Origin of the sequence: Bradyrhizobium sp. USDA 336, assembly GCF_044908355.1 — a bacterium.
GTDB lineage: Bacteria > Pseudomonadota > Alphaproteobacteria > Rhizobiales > Xanthobacteraceae > Bradyrhizobium > Bradyrhizobium yuanmingense.
Window position 1 is genome coordinate 7,825,416 of sequence record NZ_JBIYDC010000002.1, and the last position, 22,174, is coordinate 7,847,589.

At 57.3% G+C, this 22,174-nt stretch carries 17 protein-coding genes; 10 read left to right on the forward strand and 7 right to left on the reverse strand.

Features of this window, described 5'->3' with window-relative positions; all coding sequences use genetic code 11:
- Positions 1–1,034: 1,034 nt before the first annotated feature.
- From ABIA45_RS37405 to nodD1, 7 genes are all read right to left on the reverse strand, one after another.
- Entirely contained in the window at positions 1,035–1,760 is a 726-nt protein-coding gene (locus ABIA45_RS37405) for an outer membrane protein (protein WP_036015453.1), read from the reverse strand.
- Between the two features lie 483 nt (positions 1,761–2,243).
- On the reverse strand, positions 2,244–2,489 hold the full coding sequence (locus ABIA45_RS37410) for a hypothetical protein (protein WP_036015451.1): 246 nt from the start codon (positions 2,487–2,489) through the stop codon (positions 2,244–2,246).
- Positions 2,490–3,477: 988 nt separating this feature from the next.
- Positions 3,478–3,840, reverse strand: a complete 363-nt coding sequence (locus ABIA45_RS37415) for a NolY (protein ID WP_081493935.1) — start codon at positions 3,838–3,840, stop codon at positions 3,478–3,480.
- Positions 3,841–5,244: 1,404 nt separating this feature from the next.
- A complete protein-coding gene (locus tag ABIA45_RS37420) occupies positions 5,245–6,384 on the reverse strand; it encodes a branched-chain amino acid ABC transporter substrate-binding protein (RefSeq protein ID WP_225156247.1) in 1,140 nt (379 codons plus the stop codon).
- Positions 6,385–6,674: 290 nt separating this feature from the next.
- On the reverse strand, positions 6,675–7,388 hold the full coding sequence (locus ABIA45_RS37425; protein ID WP_193375001.1) for a MerR family transcriptional regulator: 714 nt from the start codon (positions 7,386–7,388) through the stop codon (positions 6,675–6,677).
- Positions 7,389–8,308: 920 nt separating this feature from the next.
- Positions 8,309–9,301 carry a transcriptional regulator NodD2 gene (gene nodD2 / locus ABIA45_RS37430; RefSeq protein ID WP_036015447.1) on the reverse strand — a complete coding sequence of 331 codons (993 nt, stop codon included), beginning with the start codon at positions 9,299–9,301 and terminating at the stop codon, positions 8,309–8,311.
- Positions 9,302–9,956: 655 nt separating this feature from the next.
- On the reverse strand, positions 9,957–10,901 hold the full coding sequence (gene nodD1, locus ABIA45_RS37435; RefSeq protein ID WP_036015446.1) for a transcriptional regulator NodD1: 945 nt from the start codon (positions 10,899–10,901) through the stop codon (positions 9,957–9,959).
- A gap of 832 nt (positions 10,902–11,733) precedes the next feature.
- Between nodD1 and ABIA45_RS37440 the strand changes: the two genes are divergently transcribed.
- From ABIA45_RS37440 to ABIA45_RS37485, 10 genes are all read left to right on the forward strand, one after another.
- Positions 11,734–12,366 carry a NodA family N-acyltransferase gene (locus ABIA45_RS37440; RefSeq protein WP_036015444.1) on the forward strand — a complete coding sequence of 211 codons (633 nt, stop codon included), beginning with the start codon at positions 11,734–11,736 and terminating at the stop codon, positions 12,364–12,366.
- Complete coding sequence (gene nodB, locus ABIA45_RS37445) at positions 12,363–13,022, forward strand: chitooligosaccharide deacetylase NodB (protein ID WP_036015442.1); 660 nt, start codon at positions 12,363–12,365, stop codon at positions 13,020–13,022. Before ABIA45_RS37440 ends, nodB begins: the two co-directional genes overlap by 4 nt.
- Before the next feature lie 17 nt (positions 13,023–13,039).
- The gene (gene nodC / locus ABIA45_RS37450; protein ID WP_100213401.1) at positions 13,040–14,407 is read left to right on the forward strand and encodes a chitooligosaccharide synthase NodC; all 1,368 of its coding nucleotides are present in this window, start codon (positions 13,040–13,042) and stop codon (positions 14,405–14,407) included.
- 11 nt (positions 14,408–14,418) lie between these two features.
- On the forward strand, positions 14,419–15,048 hold the full coding sequence (nodS, locus tag ABIA45_RS37455; protein WP_036015441.1) for a nodulation methyltransferase NodS: 630 nt from the start codon (positions 14,419–14,421) through the stop codon (positions 15,046–15,048).
- A gap of 13 nt (positions 15,049–15,061) precedes the next feature.
- Positions 15,062–16,771 carry a nodulation protein NodU gene (gene nodU / locus ABIA45_RS37460; protein WP_036015440.1) on the forward strand — a complete coding sequence of 570 codons (1,710 nt, stop codon included), beginning with the start codon at positions 15,062–15,064 and terminating at the stop codon, positions 16,769–16,771.
- A 1-nt stretch (position 16,772) separates the two neighbouring features.
- Positions 16,773–17,693 carry a nodulation factor ABC transporter ATP-binding protein NodI gene (nodI, locus tag ABIA45_RS37465; RefSeq protein ID WP_085969282.1) on the forward strand — a complete coding sequence of 307 codons (921 nt, stop codon included), beginning with the start codon at positions 16,773–16,775 and terminating at the stop codon, positions 17,691–17,693.
- A 3-nt stretch (positions 17,694–17,696) separates the two neighbouring features.
- Positions 17,697–18,485 carry an ABC transporter permease gene (locus tag ABIA45_RS37470; protein WP_036015439.1) on the forward strand — a complete coding sequence of 263 codons (789 nt, stop codon included), beginning with the start codon at positions 17,697–17,699 and terminating at the stop codon, positions 18,483–18,485.
- A 301-nt stretch (positions 18,486–18,786) separates the two neighbouring features.
- Entirely contained in the window at positions 18,787–19,233 is a 447-nt protein-coding gene (locus tag ABIA45_RS37475) for a carbamoyltransferase N-terminal domain-containing protein (RefSeq protein WP_276324974.1), read from the forward strand.
- A gap of 123 nt (positions 19,234–19,356) precedes the next feature.
- The gene (locus ABIA45_RS37480) at positions 19,357–20,469 is read left to right on the forward strand and encodes a nodulation protein NodZ (protein WP_081494646.1); all 1,113 of its coding nucleotides are present in this window, start codon (positions 19,357–19,359) and stop codon (positions 20,467–20,469) included.
- A gap of 723 nt (positions 20,470–21,192) precedes the next feature.
- The gene (locus ABIA45_RS37485; protein WP_036015438.1) at positions 21,193–22,029 is read left to right on the forward strand and encodes an SDR family NAD(P)-dependent oxidoreductase; all 837 of its coding nucleotides are present in this window, start codon (positions 21,193–21,195) and stop codon (positions 22,027–22,029) included.
- The last annotated feature ends 145 nt before the right edge of the window (positions 22,030–22,174 follow it).

Here is a 22,174-nt window from a genome sequence, read left to right on the forward strand (position 1 = left end):
ACTCACAACGACTGTGGACGTTCTGCTGATGGCAAAGCGAATTCTGGCCAGATGCATCAGACGTAACACTATCTGCAATGGTCTATTCTGCGTGACCAGCTAGGTTGTTTTCTTTCGAACATAGCCTTTGCAGCTATCGATCGGCGCCAGATCGCGCATATCTACTCCGTTAGCCTTCATTCGCGTCGATGTGATGCACCTGCAGCTCTCAGTGTCACATAGGCCGCCTGGTCAGGCGTCGACCATCCAGTCACTATGTTCTCGATGCTGCGAGCTCGAGCCGTCTATGCAGGACCGGGGAGGGGAGATCTTGCGCCTTTTCATTGCATGAATGCGTTCGCATCCTGGTATTCCAGTCCATTCACAATGGATCGCGGAAGTTTGTGGTTCGGTAGACCAATCGAGCCTGCAGATGCTCTTGCGCGAATGCGAGCTGAGCCTACCCAGGTGTCGAGGAGATTGCCGCAACCGCTTGATCAGCCGAAAGTGGGTGCCCCACCCGACCTCTGTTGTACAATGCGATGGCATACCAATGAAAGTTATTAGAAATGCAGTACCACGCGCCTCGCCAACGCTCGTACAGAGCAGCGAGATGATCGCGAAGAGCAGAGAAATCATGCCTCAACGATCTTGGCGAAGATCTTCGCCGTTTCCACCGAGCCTTTCATAAGTTGTGCATCAGGTGCGGCCTTGTTGTGTTTCCGCAAGGGGGCTTAAGTGGGGATGGCGCCGCCGGAGCTGCAGTCAGGTCAAGGTCCTTAATGAGTGTCGTGTGTAGACCGTCCCATCAACTGCCGAACTTTGTACTTGACTGGGCTGGAATAGGGCTGCGCTTTTGGCCCTGAGAGGGCCGGACTCGAGGGGCCGCCGAGGTAAGCTGCATTTCTTGCTGTAAGTCACCTCGTGTCCCGGCTTCGCAAATGGTGCTGTCGCCTTCCCTACCAATGTCATGATTGCCGTTTTTGTGGGATCAACTCGCGAAAGAACCCCGACCGCAGGCCGGGGTTCCGATTCACGCAACCGCGTAGAGGTCTCTATCTAGCAAAGGGCGAGCCAAACTTGTAATTGAGCCGTGCCGTGATGAGATCGACATCCTGGTGGACGCGATCCGTACCAAGAGCCGCTGGGAAGCTGATGTTGCTGCGCTGCATGAAGAAGTGGTTATACTCGACGCCAGCTGACCAGTTCGGCGTGAGGCTGACTTCGGCACCGGCGCCCAGCACGCCACCCCAACGCACATCGCTGCTTTTGCCAATCTCGGCGCCAGTAGCCACTGAGTTGATCTGATAGGTGTTGCTGGTCACCGCAGCACCACCCTTGCCGTACAGGAGCACGGCATTGAACGCGTAGCCGATATGGCCCGTGAGTAGACCGAATGCATCTGTTGTGGTGCCAACGGTGTTTGCCGGAAAGGCGGTGCTGATATTGGAGCCGTTGAAGTCGGCCCAGTTGCCCTGACCTTCGATGCCGTAGACCATGTTGAAGATCTGCCAACGATAGCCAATCTGGCCACCAATGGTCCCGCCAGTCGAATTATGGCAGCCCTCGGGAGTGGCGCCATTGAAATCCCAGCAATTGTGGCTCGTTCCCCAGCCGCCATTTGCACCGATATAGTAGCCGGACCAATCGGTAATCGGGGCCGCGGCAGGCAGCGGTGCCGCTTTGACCTTGACAGGCTGCCCGGCCAGGTCCGTGCCGAAGGAGGGAGCGGCGGCAACGAGTGCGCCGATGGTTGCAGTCAGAATCAGAATGTTTTTCATTCGAGTGTCGTTTCCTTTCGGTGCCCCCCGGCGCCGTGCGTTTAACAATATGAACGCGAATTGCTGTAACTGCCGCACAACATGTCTTGGAAAGAAATGTGTCCAATCGTACGCGGCGTTAGATTGCGGAGCGCGCAAAATGCCGCTGCTCCACATCCATCGAGACGCTGCGGCCCGGCAGTGTGCCTCGCGGGGCCCTTCTTTGGACACGAGCCGTTCATGATGACGTCGATGCGACTGCAAAGTTGGGAGGTGCTTGGCTCCTTCTGTTGCAAACCGGCAAACCGAGGCCGCGCTTACACACTTCGTGCATGCTGACGGCTCAGACAGATCGGTAATGAAGGCCTTGATTACGGGCGCGCCGGGCAGAGCCTCAGTAGAGGAAAGTCTGCTCGACCACGCTCTGACCCGATTTGTCTATCGCATAGACCCGTTAGATGCGTTTACCAAGCCAGACGCTCCCAGCGGTACGGCTGCAAGCGCTCATTGCTCCGTCGACGGCGCGAGTTCAGCACGCAAGTTGCGTATCGCCTCGTTTGCCAGATTCAGAGTATTCCGTTCGCCTTTTCTTATCGAACACTCAAGGTAAGTGCGCAATTGTCTATGAAGGACGGCCTTCAGATTATGTGCCAGCAAGGGATCCTTCTCGACGAAGCCCCAAGCCTTGTCAAATGCGACGCTCACGACAGCATCTGGCACCTGCACTTGGTCGGAAGAAAACTGATCCATCTAAAACACTCCTCGACATCCTGACACAAGGGAGTAACCTCCCAAAAGCTAACCGAGATTTCGTGACGTGTAGCAAGCAAGACATCAGCGTGCAGACCCCCGATCGAGCTGCTCTCGGTGCTTCAGGGAAGTTTATAGATCGTTGTTGAAAGTCGGATGACCGAATGTCGTATTGCCAGGCGCAGTCGAATAATTCTGAAAGGAGTGAAACGAGCAGGGATTCTAGCGCGCTTCTTTACCGTAGTGCGCTGTTGATTGGTGTCGACAATAAATTGTGGATATTCTTCCTGCAAACGGAAGATCCGCGCTAGGCCAGTCACGACTAACCGGACGTGAGCGGCCCAACCGCGATATTGTGATCTCGGAAAGCTATGTGAGGTTCTCGGATACTGACAGGTGGTGCGCGCCGCGTCTCAGCGCCACCAGTGCGCGGCGGACAATCTCGGGGTGCCTCGCGGAAAGATTGCTAACGTGCGGAGTGGCTGATCGCCCTGTTCCGAGCATTAGCTTTGAAGGGTACCACACATCCAACATGTCGTAGCTACCTCATCTGGTAGACCTTGATCGGAAGAAGAAGCACCACATCCCCTAGGGCTGCTTGGGGAATCGTATCTGATACATGTAGCGAGTTCGAAGGTCGGCGCAGGGAGCGGTCGGAAGCGGCGATAGCCGTCCGGTGTCTCGAACGTATGTGTTGGGTTGCGCTTCCGCGCTATCAGCTCTTGGTGGCCACAGGCGTCGAGGAACAGCAAGGTCTTGCTAGATCGAACGTAACTGTGTCGTCCGCGGCGCGAGATAAAGCGAGCCTGCTCTCGAACGTCGTCGCGAGCAGTTGCGATATAGAAAGCCAGCGGAAGCGACCCGCTTATGGACGGGGAGCCCATAAGCCGCATACCCTCGATCTGGTGCGGACGACATTGGCACGATTGTCAGTCCAGCGATAAACGTTCGGTCAGCGCCGTCAACCCAGAAAAAGCCAAATGAAAGTTCAGTCCGCCGCCGCACGTGAAAAAATCAGCTTGGCGATCGTCATTCGATTGACGGAAGTTCGTAGCGCTGCCGGTAATGCCGCCACAGTCTGATCGAAGAGGCGTCCCAAAAAATGAAGGTCCTCGGGGTGGTAAACGCCACGGTCTCGCGACAGTCGCATTCGCCCGTCATCGGTGCTCGTATCACCACGCTGGCCGAGCTCCAGCTCCGCCGTAATCATTTGGCCTATGAGTGCATTGAGCAGTCGGATCGCTTCGAGCTCGTTGCCTTCTTCGCGCATGAGCGCGGCCACGATGTCGAGTTGCAGGTCGATGCGATCCTCGAGATCCTGTATGCGTGAATTGGAAGGGTCAAGTTTCACGGAATTTCTCCAAAATGGTGAAATGCAAGACAGGCGGAATAAGGGTATCTTTTCCCGTTCGCCAGATGCCGGATGCGTCGGCCGACGAATCGCTGCTGCACGGGAGGTGCGCACGGTCCCCAAACAGGGCGGCACACATCTCCCGCGACAGGATTGCAAAGGCGAAGTGAGCGAATATGGAAAAGCCGACAAGCGTTGTAAGTGGCCCGGAAGTCTATTGGAGCGTGATCGAGCCGTCCAGCGCGTCGGATAGCTGCAGTGACTCCAGTCGGGGTCACACTGGTGATTGTACTGCCTTGCTTGGAGCCGCGGCGACACGGCTGGATTGTTGATGCTATCGGCCTGGTCAGAGCGAATAGTCCGGCCCGCACCGGTGCAAAGGACAGTTCACCTGCCCAAGTTCTATGCTGCGGACGCATTTACCTTCGCCGAACAGTGCGCGTGAAAGCTGTTTTCTTGGAGCCGCCGAGTATCATGGCAAAGGCGAGAGACAACAACGTGATAGATTGCGCGCCCGCCTGCGGTTGCTCATCGCACTGCATTGGTGCCCCGCGTGTTTCGCTGTCAAACATTGCGTGATGCAGCCACGACAGACGCGAATTGAGCTGCGACCAACCTGCAAAGAGCCATTGTCACGAGACATTCGTGGACTGTTCTTTCCGTAATCCGGCGTCGACTTATGCGGTGTTTGGGCTGAATGAGTAAAATCGAAAGTGTTGATGGGATGCATCCAGTTCGTTGATAGCGCCCGCGAGCAGCCTCACCGCCTTCATGGGAGCCGGTTAACTGGTTCTTCCCGCGGTCTGGGCTCAGAGCATAAGGGATGTCGGGCAGGGTTGCTGATCCGTTGATCACCGATCATGGTTGACAAAGAAGAAGTCGCAGGGCTGCACGTTTGCGAATAGCTTTGAAATGGAGCCGAAGAAGCTCTGCAGTAGTCCCGAGCCGAAGAGACAAGACATGCAATCTCGGCGCCGACGATCCACCAGCTGTGGTTACCCGCAATACCCGGCTATAGCCTATGTAATGGGTCCTGATTGCTTCATGCCGTCCCGCTCTCTCTTCCCTGCGTGGATCCGAGCTTGCGCGATATGATCGGTCCAGGAGAATGTGTCAATGGCGATCCGGCTGGTCATGCCTTCAGACCCGCCAGAACTGTAGTCGACCGCCCAGCGGTCCTGTGCTGCCGGACGGATCAGGACAAGGGGGCTGCTATTTGTCTATCATCGGACGTAGCACCTCCGTCAGCTCGACCCTAGCTAGTTCTGCGAGCGCCGCAGCGAACGCGAAAAACGCTCCGAAAGCAGCAAGTATAAAAGAGCTAGCGAGTATCGCTGCGATAACGTTCTGAGGGCGTCTCGTCATTCGTGATACTTTGCGTTTGGAGCCGGCGGTGCGTGCCAATCAGTACTGCTTGACACGTTCAACATGGCCGTCGCGCCAGCGGTAAACCAAAAATCCAGAAGCCGAGTTGTCTCCCTTTTTGTCGAACCGGACCGGGCCAATCACGGTGTCGACCGGCCATGAACGAAGTGCGCTGGCGACCCGCGTAGCATGGAAGGAGCCGCTCCGGTTCACCGCCTCTGCCCAGGCTTGCACAGCTGCATAGGCGTATAGCGTGTAGCCTTCACCGGACAGGCCGGAAGCTTTGAGTCCGGCGACAACGCCGGCCGCCTTGGCACTCCCGGCGGGATTGGGCATGAAGGTAAACAATGTGCCATTCCCAGCGCTGCCGGTAATCGCCCAGAATTCAGAGGTCATCAGCGGATCGTTTGCCATGACTATGAAGTCTGCTTTTGCATCTGATGCCTGGCGCACAAACAATCCGATTTCGGTATGATAGCCGCCGATATAGGCGACGCGCACTCGATCCTTTTTCATTCTTGAGACCAGCGCTCTGAAATCCCGTTCACCTGCAACATAGCTTTGCCGACTGACTTGTCGTCCGAGTCGATGAAGCTGGGCTTCAACCACGTCGGCAATGCCCTTTCCAGCAGTGCTCTTGTCGTCGATCACCGCGATGTTCTCGTTGGGATGGTTCACGTGAATGTACTCGGCGGCAACGGTCCCCTGTTGATCGTCGCGACCGCAGATCCGAAAGACAGTCTCAAGGCCGCGCTCTGTTAGCTGAGGAGTTGACGAGCCTGGTGACACCTGAACGATGCCTGCTTCAGCGTAGATGTCGGAGGCCGGGATCGACGAAGAGGAACAAAAATGGCCAACCACCAACAGGACGCGCTCTGTCGCGAGCTTATTCGCAACTGCGACAGCTTGCCTTGGGTCGCAGGCGTCGTCAGCGACCCTCAATATAACTTTGGCATTATCCGGAAGTAGGCCCGAAGCGTTCAAGTCCTCAACCGCCGCAGCTGCACCATCGCGCATTTGCGCGCCGAACGCGGCGCTGCTTCCAGTCATTGGGCCAGCCACGGCGATCTTTACTTCAGAACCGCGCGCAAGCGGGGCGGCGAGAGCGCAGAAGAGAATCGCCGCACTTGCAACAGAAGCGCGCTGCGTATTTGCAATTGTATAGCCTTCAATGCTCACTGAAGTGATCCCAAGTGGTTGTGATCAGACACCCATGCAGGTCAAGGCTGCTCCAAGCCAAACGTGCGTTGGCTCGACCAGCTTCCAATTTCCCTAGAGTCTACAATTTGACGTTACGTGCGGATCAAGCGGGTTTGAGGGGCATGGGTGCATCAGGAGCGCGCATCGGCGGGCTATGACCATCTGTCCGCTTAAGCCCATAAAGTTTTCAGCCCGCATCAGAGAGCGGCCAATCAACCTAGCGTTGTCAGGTTGCCGTCAACCGACGTGTGGAAACGGCCATGAACGGGTCAGTACGGCTGATCCTCCAACCCACCAAGGGCAAGATCGAGATATTGCATTAGGCAGGGATCCCAACCAGCCAGAGCGCGGGGGGCGCTCAGTCGTGCAAGTACCTTCAGGATCATCGAAACGCGTGAATCGGCACCGGCGATTTCGCTGATCAGCGAGCGTGCCGCAACCGCGACAGCCTTTGCGCGCTCACCGCAAGGGTGCTCGCTCCGATCCATGCAATCGCGAAGGTCGTCACGGATTCGCCGCCACCGGTCCTCGCGCTCTGACGCCAAATTGCAGATGCATGGGGACGTTTGACTACGCGTCTCGACTCGCGACATGGCATTCAGAGTGGCAGGCAGCTCATCCACACTTACTTGCGCCTCGCCGTCGATTGTCATGTTGCGCAAACGGTCGCGCAACAGAGTTGCTCGAGCGACTTGAAGTTCTATGCGCTCTAGATGTTTGCGCAGCAGGTCCGTGAGAGAGGTCGTGCCCTCCATGGCTTTACGGATCTCGACGAGTGAGAAGCCAAGCTCACGCAGCGCGCGAATCTGGTGAACCCGCTGCACGCTATCCCGGTCATACATCCGGTGGCCGCCGTCAGTACGCTCTGTGGCTGCTAGGAGTCCTGTGTGCTCATAATGGTGCAGCGTGCGTACCGTTACTCCGGTCGCCTCTGCAAGTTCGCCAATGCGCAATCGGCGCCTTCTTGGTGTAGGTTTGTTCATGTTGTTCAATTCTGAAGCCTACAACCTGACGTCACGTATGATTCAAGCGGCCTTCTAAGCTCCAGCTGAATCGTCTTCCATTCCAGCGCGAGAGTGGTGACTATCCTTAGAATGGCGGCGGATCAACCCTGGGGGGAAAGGGTGATCAACAACTTCGACAGGCATGCCAGTTGAGCCTCGCCAGCCGCTGTACGCTCCAGGATGAGCTTGGCGATTGCCGTACGATTTTCTTGACTCCGCATCGAAGGGGGTAGCGCGTCGACGGCGCTATCATAAAGTCGTCCGAGGGCAGAAAGCTCTTCTGGATCGAACACGCTGCTGCATAGCTTCAACCTTCAGCTCCTTGTTTGAATTGCGTCCAGGGCAGCGCACGTCGTCAAGACGTTTGGCTGCGGTAGGGCCAAAAGAAGTCATACCTGCGGCGCAGAGCGAGGGAGAAGCGGTGTACTGTAGAGTGATGCCATAGGGCCACACGCGAGCGCGATGCTTGCTTTGGCAGCGCGGCAGAGCCGCGCGATATGTATGCTCGACGCCCTCTATGCTCACGACGCATTTTGTTGCGACTCCAAATAGCCGATCGCCTCCATCCATCGGGAGCAACTACTAACTCGGAGCGTTGACGACAGGAGCCCCGTGCCGGTCCTGCCTTCTCGAGAGACGCGCTTGGCGGTCGCGGTTGTAACTTTAACGCCTGGCCTAAGCGCGAACGTGCTGCTCCGTCCCCGTCTCTAAAGTCAGACCAACACTCTGCGGTTGTGACATCGCGCCTAACGCCAACGCGCGAAAGAAATCAAGAACGTCTCATGAACCGCGCGCCCGGAGGGTCTTTATCCGCGACAAGGAGAGCAAGCCTGGCAGGTGCAATTGTGTGTGTCGAGACAAGTGTTGGAGTGTGAAGTTCGTAGACTTCACGAACATCCTTACGGCAACGGCGAGACGGATTGTGCGAACTTCCCGGCACTGCCGGCCCCTTCCGGAGTGCTGGTCACGGGGTGCTCTTGTGCAGTTGCCATGCGCGTGGCCTCCTGGAACAATATTTCCCGTATCCACAGGCTTTCCGGGTCATTGTTGTGAATTGCGGGCCATTGGACCGCTTCAGTGAAGACGGGGAATGGATCCGGAAGCTCGACAATCTGAAGAGGCATGGTCTTTTGGAAATGCCTCACGAGCCCTAATGGCATCGTGCCTATGCGGTTCGTCCCAACAAGGAGGGGCGGGATCATGCTGAAGCTTTGCACGAGAATGTCGATGCGCCGAGTAGGGCTGAGATCGCTTAAAAATGATCGCTCAATTGGCGTGTGGGGCGCACCTCCGTGCTTAACTGCAACGTGACCCATCGACATATATCGATCGAATGTAAGCCCGCGTTGTAATTCCCTGTTCGTGCAGCAACCTACGCAGACGAGTCTCTCCTCGAACAGGGCCGCCCTGGGGTGCGCGCTGGACATGAGAGAATCTGGCAGGATAACAAAATCGACTTCGCCCCGGCGGAGGAGCTCCTCGTGCTCAACGGTCGGCGCTGCCAGTTCGAAGCTGACGGTGGGGGCTTCTCGCGTGACGCGCTCCACGACATTTCTTAAGAATACAACTGTCATGAAATCAGGAAGGGCGATCCTGAATCGCCGGCTCGATCGAGCTGGATTGAACACGTCTCGCGCCATAACTGAGAGTTCGATGTGCACCAGAGCCTGGCGTACAGGGGCTGCGAGCCCTTCCGCGCGCGAGGTCAAGACAAGTTCGCGCCCCCTCATCCCAAACAGTTCATCGCCAAAATATGAACGCAACCGGGCAACGGCTGCGCTCATGGCCGGCTGACTGAGATTGATCCTGCGTGCCGCTGAGGTGAGATTGCGCTCAGTTATCAGAGCATCCAGCGCGACGAGAAGATTTAGATCCAGGCCTTTGAAACGCATCTCTTCTTATCCGGCGCAAACGTCCTTGCTGCGAAAAAACGTGCGGTGGCGGCTCCACCTGGAGCAATCGTCCTGGCTCGCCCGAATGGACATCGGCTCAACCCTGCGATCACGATAAGGAAGTCGCGAAATGACCACAAGAATGGAGAGCAAGCGGTAAGCCGATCGGCCGCGGCGGGAAAGCTTCAGGACCCTCCAAGCTGATCCGTCTCGCCGGTTTCGGCCGACCACGTAGCTGGTCCGTTCAGCTCGCTGATGGCAGATCATCCCAGCGTCCGTGAGCGCCGTGAGCTCCCCAAAGCGCTCCGTCGACGGCTGCGTCGTGCAGCGCTAGTCGCGACCGTCAACCTACAACCTGACGCAATGTGCGATTCAAGCCATTTTATTGGCCAAGCTAAACATTTGTGATGGAGGCGTGTTCTATCCGCGATAGTGCCAGGGGTAGCCCTGAATGCAGCGCAAGACCATCAAACCACACCTGGGAAGTCACCTCGCTTACAACTGGAAAAGTCTTCGCAACGGATCGCTGCATTGTGAGGTCGTGGCAGTGTCTCCCCAGGAGACGACCAGGAGACGCGGAAGCGAGGAAGGGACCGAGCACGTCGAAGGGACTATAGCGTGCTTAGGATATTCGGAGTCGCAGCTTGCGGTAAGCCTAACAGCGCCTGCGAGTTGGAGGCGTTTGCTCACCAGATGCCATGTTGGATGCCTCCTCCAGCAATATCCGCCGCATCCAGATGCTCGCGGGATCGGTATTGTGGAACGAGGGCCACTGCACGGCCTCTGTGAATATGGGTAGGGGCAGAGGCGGTTCGATGATGCGCAGTGGCATTCGTTTTTCGAAGTGTCTGGCCAGTCGTAAGGGCATCGTGCCGATACGGTTCGTGTCTAACAATATGGGCGGAATCAGGCTAAAGCCCTGCACGACGACCTCAATTCGTCTCCTCAGACCGTGCTCAAGCAAAAACCATTCTTCGAGGTTCGGTCTCAGTGCTCGTCCGAACTTGGCAGTAACGTGCCCCATCGAGATGTATTTCTCGAACGTAAGCTGTCGGGATAGCTGCTTGTTCGCGCGGCATCCCACGCACACAAGGGTCTCGTCGAATAGCGTCGCCTTAGGGTGCGCACTCGACATGAACAGTTCCGGCAGAATGAGAAAGTCGACTTCGCCCCGACGGAGCAGCTCATCGGGTTCATCGGAAAATGGCAGCAATTCGAACCGCACGGCGGGAGCTTCTTGTGCCATGCGGTCCACAATTCTGCGGAAGAAAACGATCGTCATGAAATCTGAAAGAATGACCCTGAAGCGTCGACTCGACTGAGTCGGGTCGAACGCGTCGCGTGATATGATTGAGAGTTGGATGTGCAGCAGGGCCTCGCGAACCGGACCTGCAAGCGCCTCCGCGCCAGGTGTCGGGACGAGCTCGCGACCTCTCATAGTAAATAGTTCATCGCGGAAATAGGTGCGCAGCCGTGCGATCGCAGCGCTCATAGCTGGCTGGCTCAGGTTAATTTTGCGAGCCGCCGCTGTGAGGTTGCGTTCCGTCATCACGGCGTCGAGCGCAACGAGAAGATTTAGATCGAGTCCTTTGAACCGCATGTTGTCAGTCTATCCATCGTGTGGATGTGTTCTATCGAAACAATCGATTTTACCAAATTGCGGGATGTTGGATAGCAAACTGAAGTTTGAAAAAGTAACCAGGCACACCACAACGGATTTTGGTCGTTCAGGTGAGCTCAGAGGAAAGCTCCTGGACGTGCGAGCGCGCCGCCGAGTCCGTTTCATGGCCGTCTACAGGCGCGGCATGCGAGCCGTGTTGCGCCTCCGTGCGAAGTGCGCTCGTTTGGTCGGCAAGCGGCGTCCGATAAACCTTGGTATGGGGATGCCATCCGTTTCCATATTCGAGGTTTACCCGCGTACACTTGAGAGCGCTTTCAGCATCATTCTAGTGTCAGGGAATAGCGGCAGGCGCAGATTGCGGATGCCAAGAAATCCAGGCGCCTTTCCAAATGGCTCGCCTGTCCAGTGCATTCGGGGCGTGTCGAAGATGTATGAAAGCCAGTTTGACTTGATGCCGATCCCAAGCGCCGTCGATGAGGGCCGCGCGTCGATGGTCTGCCCTCAGAGATCAAAGCGAGGGACATCGATGCGACAGGAGGCGCAAAAGCTCTTTGGTGCAGGCAGGTTCTGGCTAGTCGAATCGCATCGTGGGCATCTTCCGATATATGGCACGCAGGGCATTGGCCGGATGAGGAGCGCGAACCGAGCGCTGGCTGCCTCGCGAGCATGGGGCCAGCGGCGCTGTGCAGGCGAGCAGTGCCGAGGTCCGACACAGCAAGTCCGCGCATCTCGGTTTTGATTGGCCGTTCGGCGACTAACGAGTTCACCTGACCGTCTCGCTCTTAATTCCACTGGCGCAAGGAAGCTTGCCATGAACATTGCCGTGTCCCCGGCTGCGGAACGCTCTTCTGCGCGCGCTCAAGTGCAGTGGAGCCTTCGTTGGGAGAACGAGCTGCGGCTCGCCGATCATGCCGAGCTCGCGGAGTTCTTCCGCAAGAGTTATGGGCCGACGGGCGCGTTCAATGCGCAGCCCTTTGAGGGAAGCCGAAGTTGGGCCGGCGCAAGACCGGAGCTCCGTGCAATTGGTTACGACGCGCGCGGGGTAGCGGCCCATCTCGGGCTACTACGTCGCTTCATCAAAGTTAGTGAAGTCGATCTCCTCGTAGCAGAACTGGGGTTGTATGCGGTGCGTCCGGATCTCGAAGGGCTCGGAATAAGCCACGCAATGCGCGTGATGTATCCAGTGCTGCAGGAGCTTGGCGTTCCATTCGGCTTTGGCACGGTTCGGCCGGCGCTTGAGAGACATATGACGCGACTGGTCGAAAGGCAGGGGCTCGCCACCCTGATGCATGGCATTCGCGTCCGCTCCACGCAGCCGGATGTCTATCCCAATTTATCGCCGACCCGCCTCGAGGACGTGGTCGTCGTGGTGTTTCCGCTGGGACGCTCGATAAGCGAATGGCCGGCCGGGACTTTCATCGATCGGAACGGGCCTGAGTTGTGACAGAGCATTCCACCCCATCCACTGTCCGCTGCGACTACGCTGACGTGAGCGGAAGTCGAGCTGTCTATTTGACCTTTGATGACGGGCCGAACCCATTTTGTACGCCAGAGGTGCTCGATGTGCTGGCGCAACATCGGGTTCCGGCGACATTCTTCGTCATCGGCACGTACGCGATCGAGCATCCTGACCTCATCCGACGAGTGATTGCGGAAGGGCATGAGGTTGCGAACCATACGATGACCCATCCTGATCTATCCAGATGCGGACCTGCGGAGCTACAGGATGAAGTGCTGACCGCGAGCGAGGCGATCCGTCTGGCGTGCCCGAAGGCCTCGCCCAGGCATATGCGAGCGCCTTACGGCATATGGACGCAGCAGGTGCTCGCAATGACGGCGAGCGCTGGTCTCACGGCTCTGCACTGGTCGGTCGACCCGAGAGATTGGTCCCGCCCTGGTGTTGATACAATTGTGAATTCGGTGCTGGCGAACGTTCGCCCGGGTGCAATTGTGCTCCTGCACGACGGGTATCCTCCCGATGAGGAGAGACTGTGCACCGATACAACGCTGCGTGATCAGACCACGAAGGCGCTGGCATCTCTGATTCCGGCACTACAACGGCGCGGGTTTGTAATCCGTCCACTCCCTCAACTCCACTGAACAAGAACTGGCACCCTATGGACCTGCTCGCGACAACCAGTGCTGCCGCTGTTTCAAGTTATGCGCTACTCTCGACTGTCTATAAGAGCGTGCAAGCGCTTTATGCCCAGCCGACGATCAGCTCATCGCTACAGGACAGCCTCGGACAAGCCGAGGTGGTCCTTCCCTCTGTGGACGTCATCGTGCCGTGCTTCAATGAGAATCCAAACACGCTTGCTGAATGTCTGGAGTCGATTGCCAGTCAAAACTACGCCGGAAAGATGCGGGTCTATGTGGTCGATGACGGGTCTGCAAACCGGGACGTGGTCGCGCCTGTACACCAGATATATGCCATTGATCCGAGATTCAATATCATCTTGTTGGCCAACAACGTCGGAAAGCGCAAAGCGCAGATCGCTGCAATACGCAGCTCATCCGGGGATCTGGTTGTCAACGTCGATTCCGACACGGTTCTTGCTCCCGACGTCGTCACGAAGCTTGTATTGAAGATGCATGACCCGGAAATTGGTGCGGCGATGGGTCAACTCGTAGCAAGTAATCGCAACCAGACCTGGCTGACCAGGCTGATCGATATGGAATATTGGCTCGCGTGCAACGAAGAGCGCGCGGCACAGGCGCGCTTCGGTGCCGTCATGTGTTGCTGCGGCCCATGTGCAATGTATCGGCGTTCCGCACTCACCTTGCTTCTTGATCAGTACGAAGCGCAATTCTTTCGTGGGAAGCCGAGTGATTTCGGCGAGGACCGCCATCTAACGATACTCATGCTCAAGGCGGGGTTTCGAACCGAATACGTCCCAGACGCGATAGCAGCCACAGTCGTCCCGCACAGTCTTGGGCCATATCTGCGTCAGCAGCTCCGTTGGGCCCGCAGTACCTTTCGAGATACGTTTCTTGCATTGCGCCTGCTGCCAGAGCTCGATGGATATTTGACCCTAGATGTTATCGGGCAAAATCTCGGCCCACTTCTCCTCGCCATTTCAACACTTACTGCGCTTGCACAGCTCGTGATCGGTGGCTCTATACCCTGGTGGACGGGATTGACGATTGCTGCAATGACTATGGTCCGGTGCAGTGTGGCAGCGCTTCGTGCCCGCGATTTGCGGTTTATCGGCTTCTCGCTCCACACACCGATCAATATCTTTCTTTTACTACCATTGAAGGCTTATGCGCTTTGTACATTGAGCAATAGCGATTGGCTATCCCGAAAAGTTACCAATGTGCCGGCGGAAGAGGAGAAGCAGCGTGTCATCCTGCGCCCCAATGACGGACGAGGTGCGGCTAGTGTAGGGATGGGGCCTACTGCCATTCATACTGCCATTCAAAAAGGGGGCCTCGCGGCCACGGAGAGTGTTTCCGGTCGCGAACGCTCGACTGCCTACAAATAAGTGGTCGTCTCATGAATCTGGACGCGAACCATCAGCTATTAGAGCGAGAGTTGGCTGTCGACGACCCATGGCGCCTTGACAGCAGTTCGTTCGAGCAGGAGCGATACGCGCAAATGCTCCGGATGTCGTGTGGCAACGGAGATGCTGCGTCTGCCCTCGAAGTAGGATGTGCAGCCGGTGCATTCACGGAGATGCTGGCGCCGCTATGCGAGCGACTTACCGTTGTGGATGTCATGCCGCAGGCAATCGAGCGAGCGCGACTGCGGACCAGTAAGTGGTCACATAATACTTGGGTGACCTGCGACATTCAGCGGTTCTCGACCACTGAGCAGTTCGATTTGATTGTCGTGGCCGAGGTTCTTTACTACCTCAAAGACGTGAGGGAGATGCATGCGGCTATCTGCAACCTGGTGAGTATGCTTGCGCCAGGTGGCACTCTGATTTTCGGGTCTGCGCGTGATGAACTATGTCAACGCTGGGGGCATGCTGCTGGTGCAGAAACTGTGATCGCTCTCTTTAAGGAGAGCCTATCGGAGGTCGAGCGTCGGCACTGCTGCACCGGATCGGCAAACGAAGACTGCTTGATCGTCCGGTTTCGGAAGCCAGGCGCCTCGTCGGAACAATCAAACGTCGGTCATTAGGCCAGGAGCACGTATGCGCATCTGCGGAATAAAGCTGACACATGACGGAGCAATTGCTGTCGTCGAAGACGGTCGGCTTCTTTTTTGTGTTGAGCAAGAGAAGCGCGGCAACAGTCTACGCTATCAGTCCGTCGACAATCTCGATGCAGTCGTGCGCGCCTTGGCGGAGCATGGCCTGGAGCCGCGGGATATCGATCAGTTCGTCATTGACGGCTGGGACGGAGAGAGTGAATCGCAGTTCCAGCTCCTAAGCGGAGCGGTGCAGGTCGCGCTAAAAGGCGCGCCATATGTCGAGAGTCATGCTGAGGGCCTCCTTGATCCGGTCGACGGCGTTGGCCTCCTCCTCGGAGGCAAGGAGTTTCCATATAAGAGCTACCCGCATGTCACAGGCCATGTCGCGTCGGCATATAGCACCAGTCCCTTTGCAGCCGAGGGACAGCCCTCGTTCTGTCTGGTATGGGATGGCTGTATCTTTCCACGTCTTTACTATGTCGAACCGCGCGGAGCTCGGTTCATCGGATCGCTGTTTCCGATGATTGGCCACGCCTATGCTGCCGCGGGCCTTCACTTCGGGCCATACCGGCAGCCGAACCGCTCCAATTGGGATCTGGGCATCGCCGGCAAGCTGATGGCTTACATCGCTCTTGGCTCCGTTGATGAAAGCATCGTGGAAGTGTTTCAGGAGCTTTATGAAACACGCTTGGCGGCCGACACGGAGCAGGCTCGCCGCTACCGCGAAGACATCAACAATGCGGAATCGTCTCTTGCAGCTATGCACGCGTTCTTCGAGGCAAGCGCATTGCGCCTGGCCACCAAGCGAGCGGAGGACGTCCTCGCCTCGTTCCATGTGTTTCTGGAACGTCTTCTTGTTAGGGAAATCGCGCTGCTTCTGCTGAGATATTCGTCGCTTCCGGGAGCGCGAAATCTATGTGTCGCCGGAGGTTGCGGTCTCAATATCAAATGGAACAGCGCGCTTCGCGCGACGGGATTATTCGATGATGTCTGGGTGCCCCCGTTTCCGAATGACAGCGGCTCGGCAATCGGCGCGGCGTGCGGAGCCATGGCAGCGCAGGATGGCTTCGGGCCATTGCAATGGTCAGTTTACAGTGGTCCTGCCCTCCAGGAGAGCGAGGTTCCGCCGGAGTGGGAGGCCGTACCTTGCAGTCTGAGTGAACTTGCGTCGATTCTTGCCGACAATAAGCCCGTCATCTTTCTTTCCGGGTGCGCCGAACTTGGGCCGCGGGCGTTGGGGGGTAGAAGCATTCTTGCAGCCCCAGCATGCCCTTCAATGAAGGATCATCTCAATGAGATCAAACGTCGCGAGCACTTCCGACCAGTGGCGCCGATCTGTCTTGAGGATCGGGCGCCGGAGATCTTCAGCCCGGGCACGCCAGATCCTTACATGCTGTTCGATCACCAGACCCGGGCGAATTGGCGCGACAAGGTCCCGGCGGTCGTCCACCTTGACGGCTCGGCGCGGCTGCAGACAATTTCCCGCAACTCTCCTCACGAAATTGCTGCGCTTCTCGTCGAATTTGAGCAACTCACGGGCATTCCGCTGCTCTGCAACACGAGCGCCAACCTCCACGGAAGAGGATTCTTTCCGGACGCTGCGGCAGCTTGCCAATGGGGGCGTGTCGACCATGTTTGGTGCGAGGGCATGCTCTGGAGCAAAACGGTCGCCAAGAAGCCATCGTCCACGGAACGACTTCTGTCAGCCTAAGATGAACATGTCCACTGTGGCGATCGACCTTGCCGGTGTAAAGAAGTCATTTGGCGACAAGCTTATCGTCAACGACCTGTCGTTCTCGGTTGCGCGCGGAGAGTGCTTTGGACTGCTTGGGCCGAATGGAGCTGGCAAGAGTACGATTGCGCGCATGCTCCTCGGCATGATTTCGCCCGACGGAGGCAAGATTACAGTCCTCGATGAGCCTGTGCCTTCCCGCGCGCGTGCGGCGCGTGTGCGCGTCGGGGTGGTGCCGCAGTTCGACAACCTTGAGCTCGAGTTCACTGTGCGAGAGAACCTGCTTGTGTTTGGCCGCTATTTCGGCATGAGCGCTCGCAGGATCGGGGCGGTTGCACCCTCGCTGCTTGAGTTTGCGCGCCTTGAAAGCAAAGCGGACGTGCGTGTCTCCGAGTTGTCCGGTGGCATGAAGCGGCGGCTGACGCTGGCGCGTGCCCTGATTAATGATCCAGATCTACTCGTGATGGACGAGCCGACCACTGGGCTGGATCCGCATGCACGCCACCTGATGTGGGAACGCCTGCGGGCCCTGCTAGCGCGTGGCAAGACGATCCTCTTGACCACTCACTTCATGGAAGAGGCCGAGCGCCTGTGCGATCGGCTATGCGTGCTTGAGAGTGGATGCAAAATCGCCGAAGGCAAGCCAGACGCCTTGATCGACGAGCATATCGGCTGCAACGTGATCGAGATCTATGGCGGTGATGTCAATCAACTACGAGAGCTGATCAGGCCTTATGCGCGCCATATCGAAGTGAGTGGAGAGACGCTCTTTTGTTACGCGCCATATCCGGAGCAAGTCCGCGTGCACCTGCGCGGGCAAGCGGACCTTCGCGTACTGCAGCGCCCCGCGAATCTCGAAGACGTGTTCTTGCGGTTGACCGGGCGCGAGATGGAGAAATGAGCGATGGATGAAGGTTATGCATCGTTGATGCCGGCTAACGCGTACAACTGGATCGCGGTATGGCGACGAAACTTCCTGGCATGGAGGAAAGTCGCGCTTGCATCGATTCTCGGCAATCTCGCAGACCCCATCACCAATCTGTTGGGCCTTGGCTTTGGCCTCGGACTCATCGTGGGACGGGTTGAGGGGACTTCGTACATTGCCTTTCTGGCGGCTGGTATGGTCGCAATCAGCGCGATGACATCAGCGACCTTTGAAACGCTGTATGCGGCCTTTGCTAGGATGGGTGTCAAGCGCACCTGGGAGGGAATTCTGTTCACACAGCTCACGCTCGGAGATATCGTTCTAGGTGAGTTGGTGTGGGCGGCCAGTAAGTCCGTTCTAGCCGGGACAGCAATCGGGATTGTCGCTGCCGCGCTGGGTTATGCATCCTGGTCGTCCATTCTTTGTGCGATACCAACAGTCGCCCTTACCGGCCTTGTCTTCGCCAGCCTGGCAATGGTCGTCATATCTCTTGCGCCAACTTACGATTACTTCGTGTTTTACCAGTCGCTCGTCCTTACGCCCATGGTGTTTCTCTGTGGCGCGGTCTTTCCGACGAGCCAACTGCCCGACTCATTTCAGCATTTTGCCAGCTTGTTGCCGCTCGCACATTCGGTCGACCTTATTCGTCCAACGATGCTTGAGCGCGGCGCCGACAGTGCCGCCCTGCACGTAGGTGCGCTCTGTGTTTACGCGGTCTTGCCATTTCTCGCGTCGACAGCACTATTTCGGCGGCGCCTGCTGCGTTGACGTGAGTTGAGCGAAAGGGAGAAAGTCAATCGATGCAGTGTCATGAGTCCTTCCGCGGTAGCTCGCGAGCGGCCTGGTCTGTTACAGCGGCTTCTGCAACGGCCTTAAGAGGCCGTGATCAAGCCAGCTCTATGGCCGCCTGTTCGGTCCGTCTGCATCGGACGCCAGCACCCTATTTCTGAGCGCCTGTCGCTACGCGCCGAGACAGACCTTGCAAAGTCGTGTTGTGCTGTCTGGCCCCGCAGCGGCGGAGCGTGACTGTATAGGTTAGTTCGGTGGGACGGCAGTTGGCCTTCCCCTCATGACGATGGAGAACGGGATGTTGTGCCCGGGACTGAGTTGTGACCTTGATAAAATCCATGAAAGCTCTCCGGAGCTGCCGAATAGATCTGTTCACGATGGCGCTGCGGTTCTTGTGCAGGATCACCGCGTAATTGCTGCTGTCGAAGACGAGCGCCTCAACTGTGTCAAGCCATCCAACAAGCTCCCTAGCAACTCGATCCGATACTGCCTGTCTACCGCAGGAGTCGAGCTCGGGGAGATCGACCGCATCGCGTTCTACGCGACTGAAGCTTATTGCAAAACCACGCTCGAGCGTCCTGTTGTGTTTCAGCCGGTTACGTTGGACGCCAAACTGTTGCTGCGGCAGCTGCTGGCAGGGGAGTTCGGGGCAGAGATCGATCCGTCCCGAGTCCTTGGTGAAGCACCACGAAGCGCATGTGGCCACGCCTCCTATGCCTGCATGTGAGGGGACCATTCCATCCGACGCACAGGGAGTATTGGGCATCGGACTTCGGGCAGGTAGATGCAACACCGCTAAAGAAAGGACAGAAAGTGTTGAGAGGACGCGGCCATCACGGATAGCCCTGCTATGAAGTTCTACCGACGCAGATCGCCGGAACCGCAATTTCAGACTGTGACGCCGGGCGAGAAGAGACCCGAGATGTCTGTATCGATGTCTTTTGTCCAACCAGGAGCGCGCGAAAAGGCAATCGAGATGGTTAGCGGTGCGATGAATGATCGGTTCGTAGTGTCCCGGCGGCGTACGGGTTTTGGCGACTGTCTGTGGTCCCTGGCGGCAGCTTGGCGTTTTGCAAAGCAGACAGGGCGGACGCTAGCCATCGATTGGCGGGGGTCTTGCTATCTTGATGAACCATTCACCAATGCCTTTCCGGTCTTCTTCGAACCGGTTGAAGACATTGCCGGCGTGCCGGTGATTTGCGACGACGACATCAACAAACGTTCGTTTCCGGGACCATTCTTTCCGGTATGGTGGAACAAGCCGTCTATCGATTGCGTCTACCGCCCGGACGAGCAGATCTTCCTTGAACGCGACCAACTCGATCAACTGTTCCAAAGTCAGAGCGATAGTGACGCTAACACGGTTGTGTGTGATGCCTGCCTGATGTGGCGCTGCGATCAGGAGGCGGAGCGAGAGATCTTTCGGAGCATCAAGCCGCGAGCTGCAATTCAGGCTCGGATTGATGCTATCTACCGCGAGCACTTTGAGCCGTACAGCGTGATCGGCATTCATGTCCGGCATGGCAACGGTGAGGACATTATGGGGCATGCTCCCTACTGGGCGGACGCGGAGCGCGCCTTTCGACAGGTCTGTAATGCCATTGACAAGGCGAGGGCGTTACCACATGCGAAGCCTGTGAGGGCGTTCCTATGCACGGACAGCGCGCTCATCCTTGAGCAGATGTCGGCAATACTTCCCGATGTTTTTACGATTCCAAAACAGTTCCAGGCGCCTCACGCCGGCCCGTTGCACAACGCCGCCCTCGGAGCCGAGGGTGGCTTTTCTGCCCTCACTGAGATGTATCTCCTTGCGCGCTGCGACACGGTGATCCGTTTTCCCCCAACGAGCGCCTTCACGCGCTATGCGCGTCTCTTTGCTCCACGCGTTATAGAGTTCGAGTTGAACGATCCGAGCAGGTTGATCTTGGTCGAAGACAACTCGCAAGAGCTCGTAACTTCATGAAAGTTGTAGCGCGCTTGATTGACCTGATTGTCGCTCTTTGCATCCAAGAGTACTGCCAGTTCTTGTACAGGCAACAATCGTCTGCCCAACGTGATGCTGTTGGCGAGAACTTGCAGCGAAGAGCGGAACGAAGCGACGGCCGGGTGCCCTGGCTTGAGCCATGACGTCGATAACAACCGCCCTAAAGTGCTGCGCAGCGTTAATCAGACGGAACACGTCGTCGTCATGCTTCGGTAAGCGACAAATCGGAGCTGATCAGTGCTCGAGCGTGGATGAACATATCAGTTCGCCAGCTCGTGCCTGGAGCCAACCCGTCCAGCGATATCCCGAGTTCTGCCCAGGGGTGCGACAAACAGAATCGACGAATGACAAATCTGACGTGCGAGGCGGGTACGTCAGTTTTGGAGTTAGCACGGCAAAATGTCCGTGGTCGCTCCCGAGCGGTCGTTGACTTCGGTGAGGCGGCGACAAGCCGCAGCTCATTCGGTTGCGCGATCAAGAAAGCGAGCGCGGTCCGTCCCCTGTGATGAAGCAGGCGAGTGTGCTAGAGAGCTTACGTAGCTGATTTGCCATTGTTGTCACAAAGCACACCCACGGCTGTCTGAAATCGGCCAAGTGTTCGGCGTGCGCGACGTTAGGACGCAAAATGGAGGTGATTTATCTGCACCGCAGTGGCGCAAATCCTGCTAATCGTCCGCTGGCCTAGCAGTAGAGGAGGCGGCCTTGGATCTCGATCTGCCGAATGACAATCTGATTAGAGAGCCGCTGGCCGAAACACATTTGGGTTGCCTCGTTTACGCCGATAAAGCGCGTGATAATCGTAGAGAACAAAAGACGATGTTGCTCACCGGGGCATCGCGCGGAATTGGTCATGCCACTGCCAAGCTGTTCTCGGAGGCGGGCTGGCGTGTCATTTCTTGCGCGCGCCAACCTTTCGACAGCGAGCGATGCTCCTGGGAGGCAGGGAATGACGATCATTTCCAGATCGACCTCAGCAATCATCGAATGCTGCCGCGTGCGATCACCGAGGTCAAGAAGCGCTTGGCTGGTGCGCCCTTGCACGCGCTGGTGAATAATGCCGGGGTCTCGCCGAAAACGCCCACTGGCGATCGGATGACGTCGCTGACCACGTCAACCGAGACCTGGATGGGGGTGTTTCATCTTAATCTGGTAGCTCCGATCCTGCTGGCGCAGGGTCTGTTTGACGAGCTAAGAGCCGCGTCAGGAGCAATCGTAAATGTGACTTCAATAGCAGGCTCACGGGTGCACCCATTCGCCGGTAGCGCCTATGCGACGTCGAAAGCGGCGCTTGCGAGCCTCACACGCGAGCTGGCCTATGATTATGCGCCGCATGGCATTCGCGTGAATGCGATCGCACCCGGCGAAATCAAGACCGACATGCTATCGCCGGACACGGAAGCCCGTCTCGTGCCAAGTATCCCGCTGCGCAGAGTGGGGACCCCGGATGAAGTGGCCAAGGTCATCTTCTTCCTGTGCTCGGATGCGGCGAGTTATGTCACGGGAGCCGAGGTGCCGATCAATGGCGGGCAGCATTTGTAAAGCCGCCGCTCTGGCGACGCAGCTGACGTGTCCTGCAGCGGCACGTATGTTCTCCGCTGACGACGCGCACGATCCGCAAAAAGTGAAACGAGGGCACATTGCAAGTTTCGTGTCGTGCCATAATAAGGTGTCACGGTTCTATGTC

Coding starts and splice junctions, on each gene's coding strand:
- ABIA45_RS37405 (WP_036015453.1), bottom strand. CDS start 1,760: ATGAAAAACATTCTGATTCTGACTGCAACCATCGGCGCACTCGTTGCC.
- nodC (WP_100213401.1), top strand. CDS start 13,040: ATGGACCTGCTCGCGACAACCAGTGCTGCCGCTGTTTCAAGTTATGCG.
- ABIA45_RS37440 (WP_036015444.1), top strand. CDS start 11,734: ATGAACATTGCCGTGTCCCCGGCTGCGGAACGCTCTTCTGCGCGCGCT.
- nodD1 (WP_036015446.1), bottom strand. CDS start 10,901: ATGCGGTTCAAAGGACTCGATCTAAATCTTCTCGTTGCGCTCGACGCC.
- ABIA45_RS37480 (WP_081494646.1), top strand. CDS start 19,357: ATGAAGTTCTACCGACGCAGATCGCCGGAACCGCAATTTCAGACTGTG.
- nodD2 (WP_036015447.1), bottom strand. CDS start 9,301: ATGCGTTTCAAAGGCCTGGATCTAAATCTTCTCGTCGCGCTGGATGCT.
- ABIA45_RS37425 (WP_193375001.1), bottom strand. CDS start 7,388: ATGAACAAACCTACACCAAGAAGGCGCCGATTGCGCATTGGCGAACTT.
- ABIA45_RS37470 (WP_036015439.1), top strand. CDS start 17,697: ATGGATGAAGGTTATGCATCGTTGATGCCGGCTAACGCGTACAACTGG.
- nodI (WP_085969282.1), top strand. CDS start 16,773: ATGAACATGTCCACTGTGGCGATCGACCTTGCCGGTGTAAAGAAGTCA.
- nodS (WP_036015441.1), top strand. CDS start 14,419: ATGAATCTGGACGCGAACCATCAGCTATTAGAGCGAGAGTTGGCTGTC.
- ABIA45_RS37475 (WP_276324974.1), top strand. CDS start 18,787: ATGACGATGGAGAACGGGATGTTGTGCCCGGGACTGAGTTGTGACCTT.
- nodU (WP_036015440.1), top strand. CDS start 15,062: ATGCGCATCTGCGGAATAAAGCTGACACATGACGGAGCAATTGCTGTC.
- ABIA45_RS37410 (WP_036015451.1), bottom strand. CDS start 2,489: ATGGATCAGTTTTCTTCCGACCAAGTGCAGGTGCCAGATGCTGTCGTG.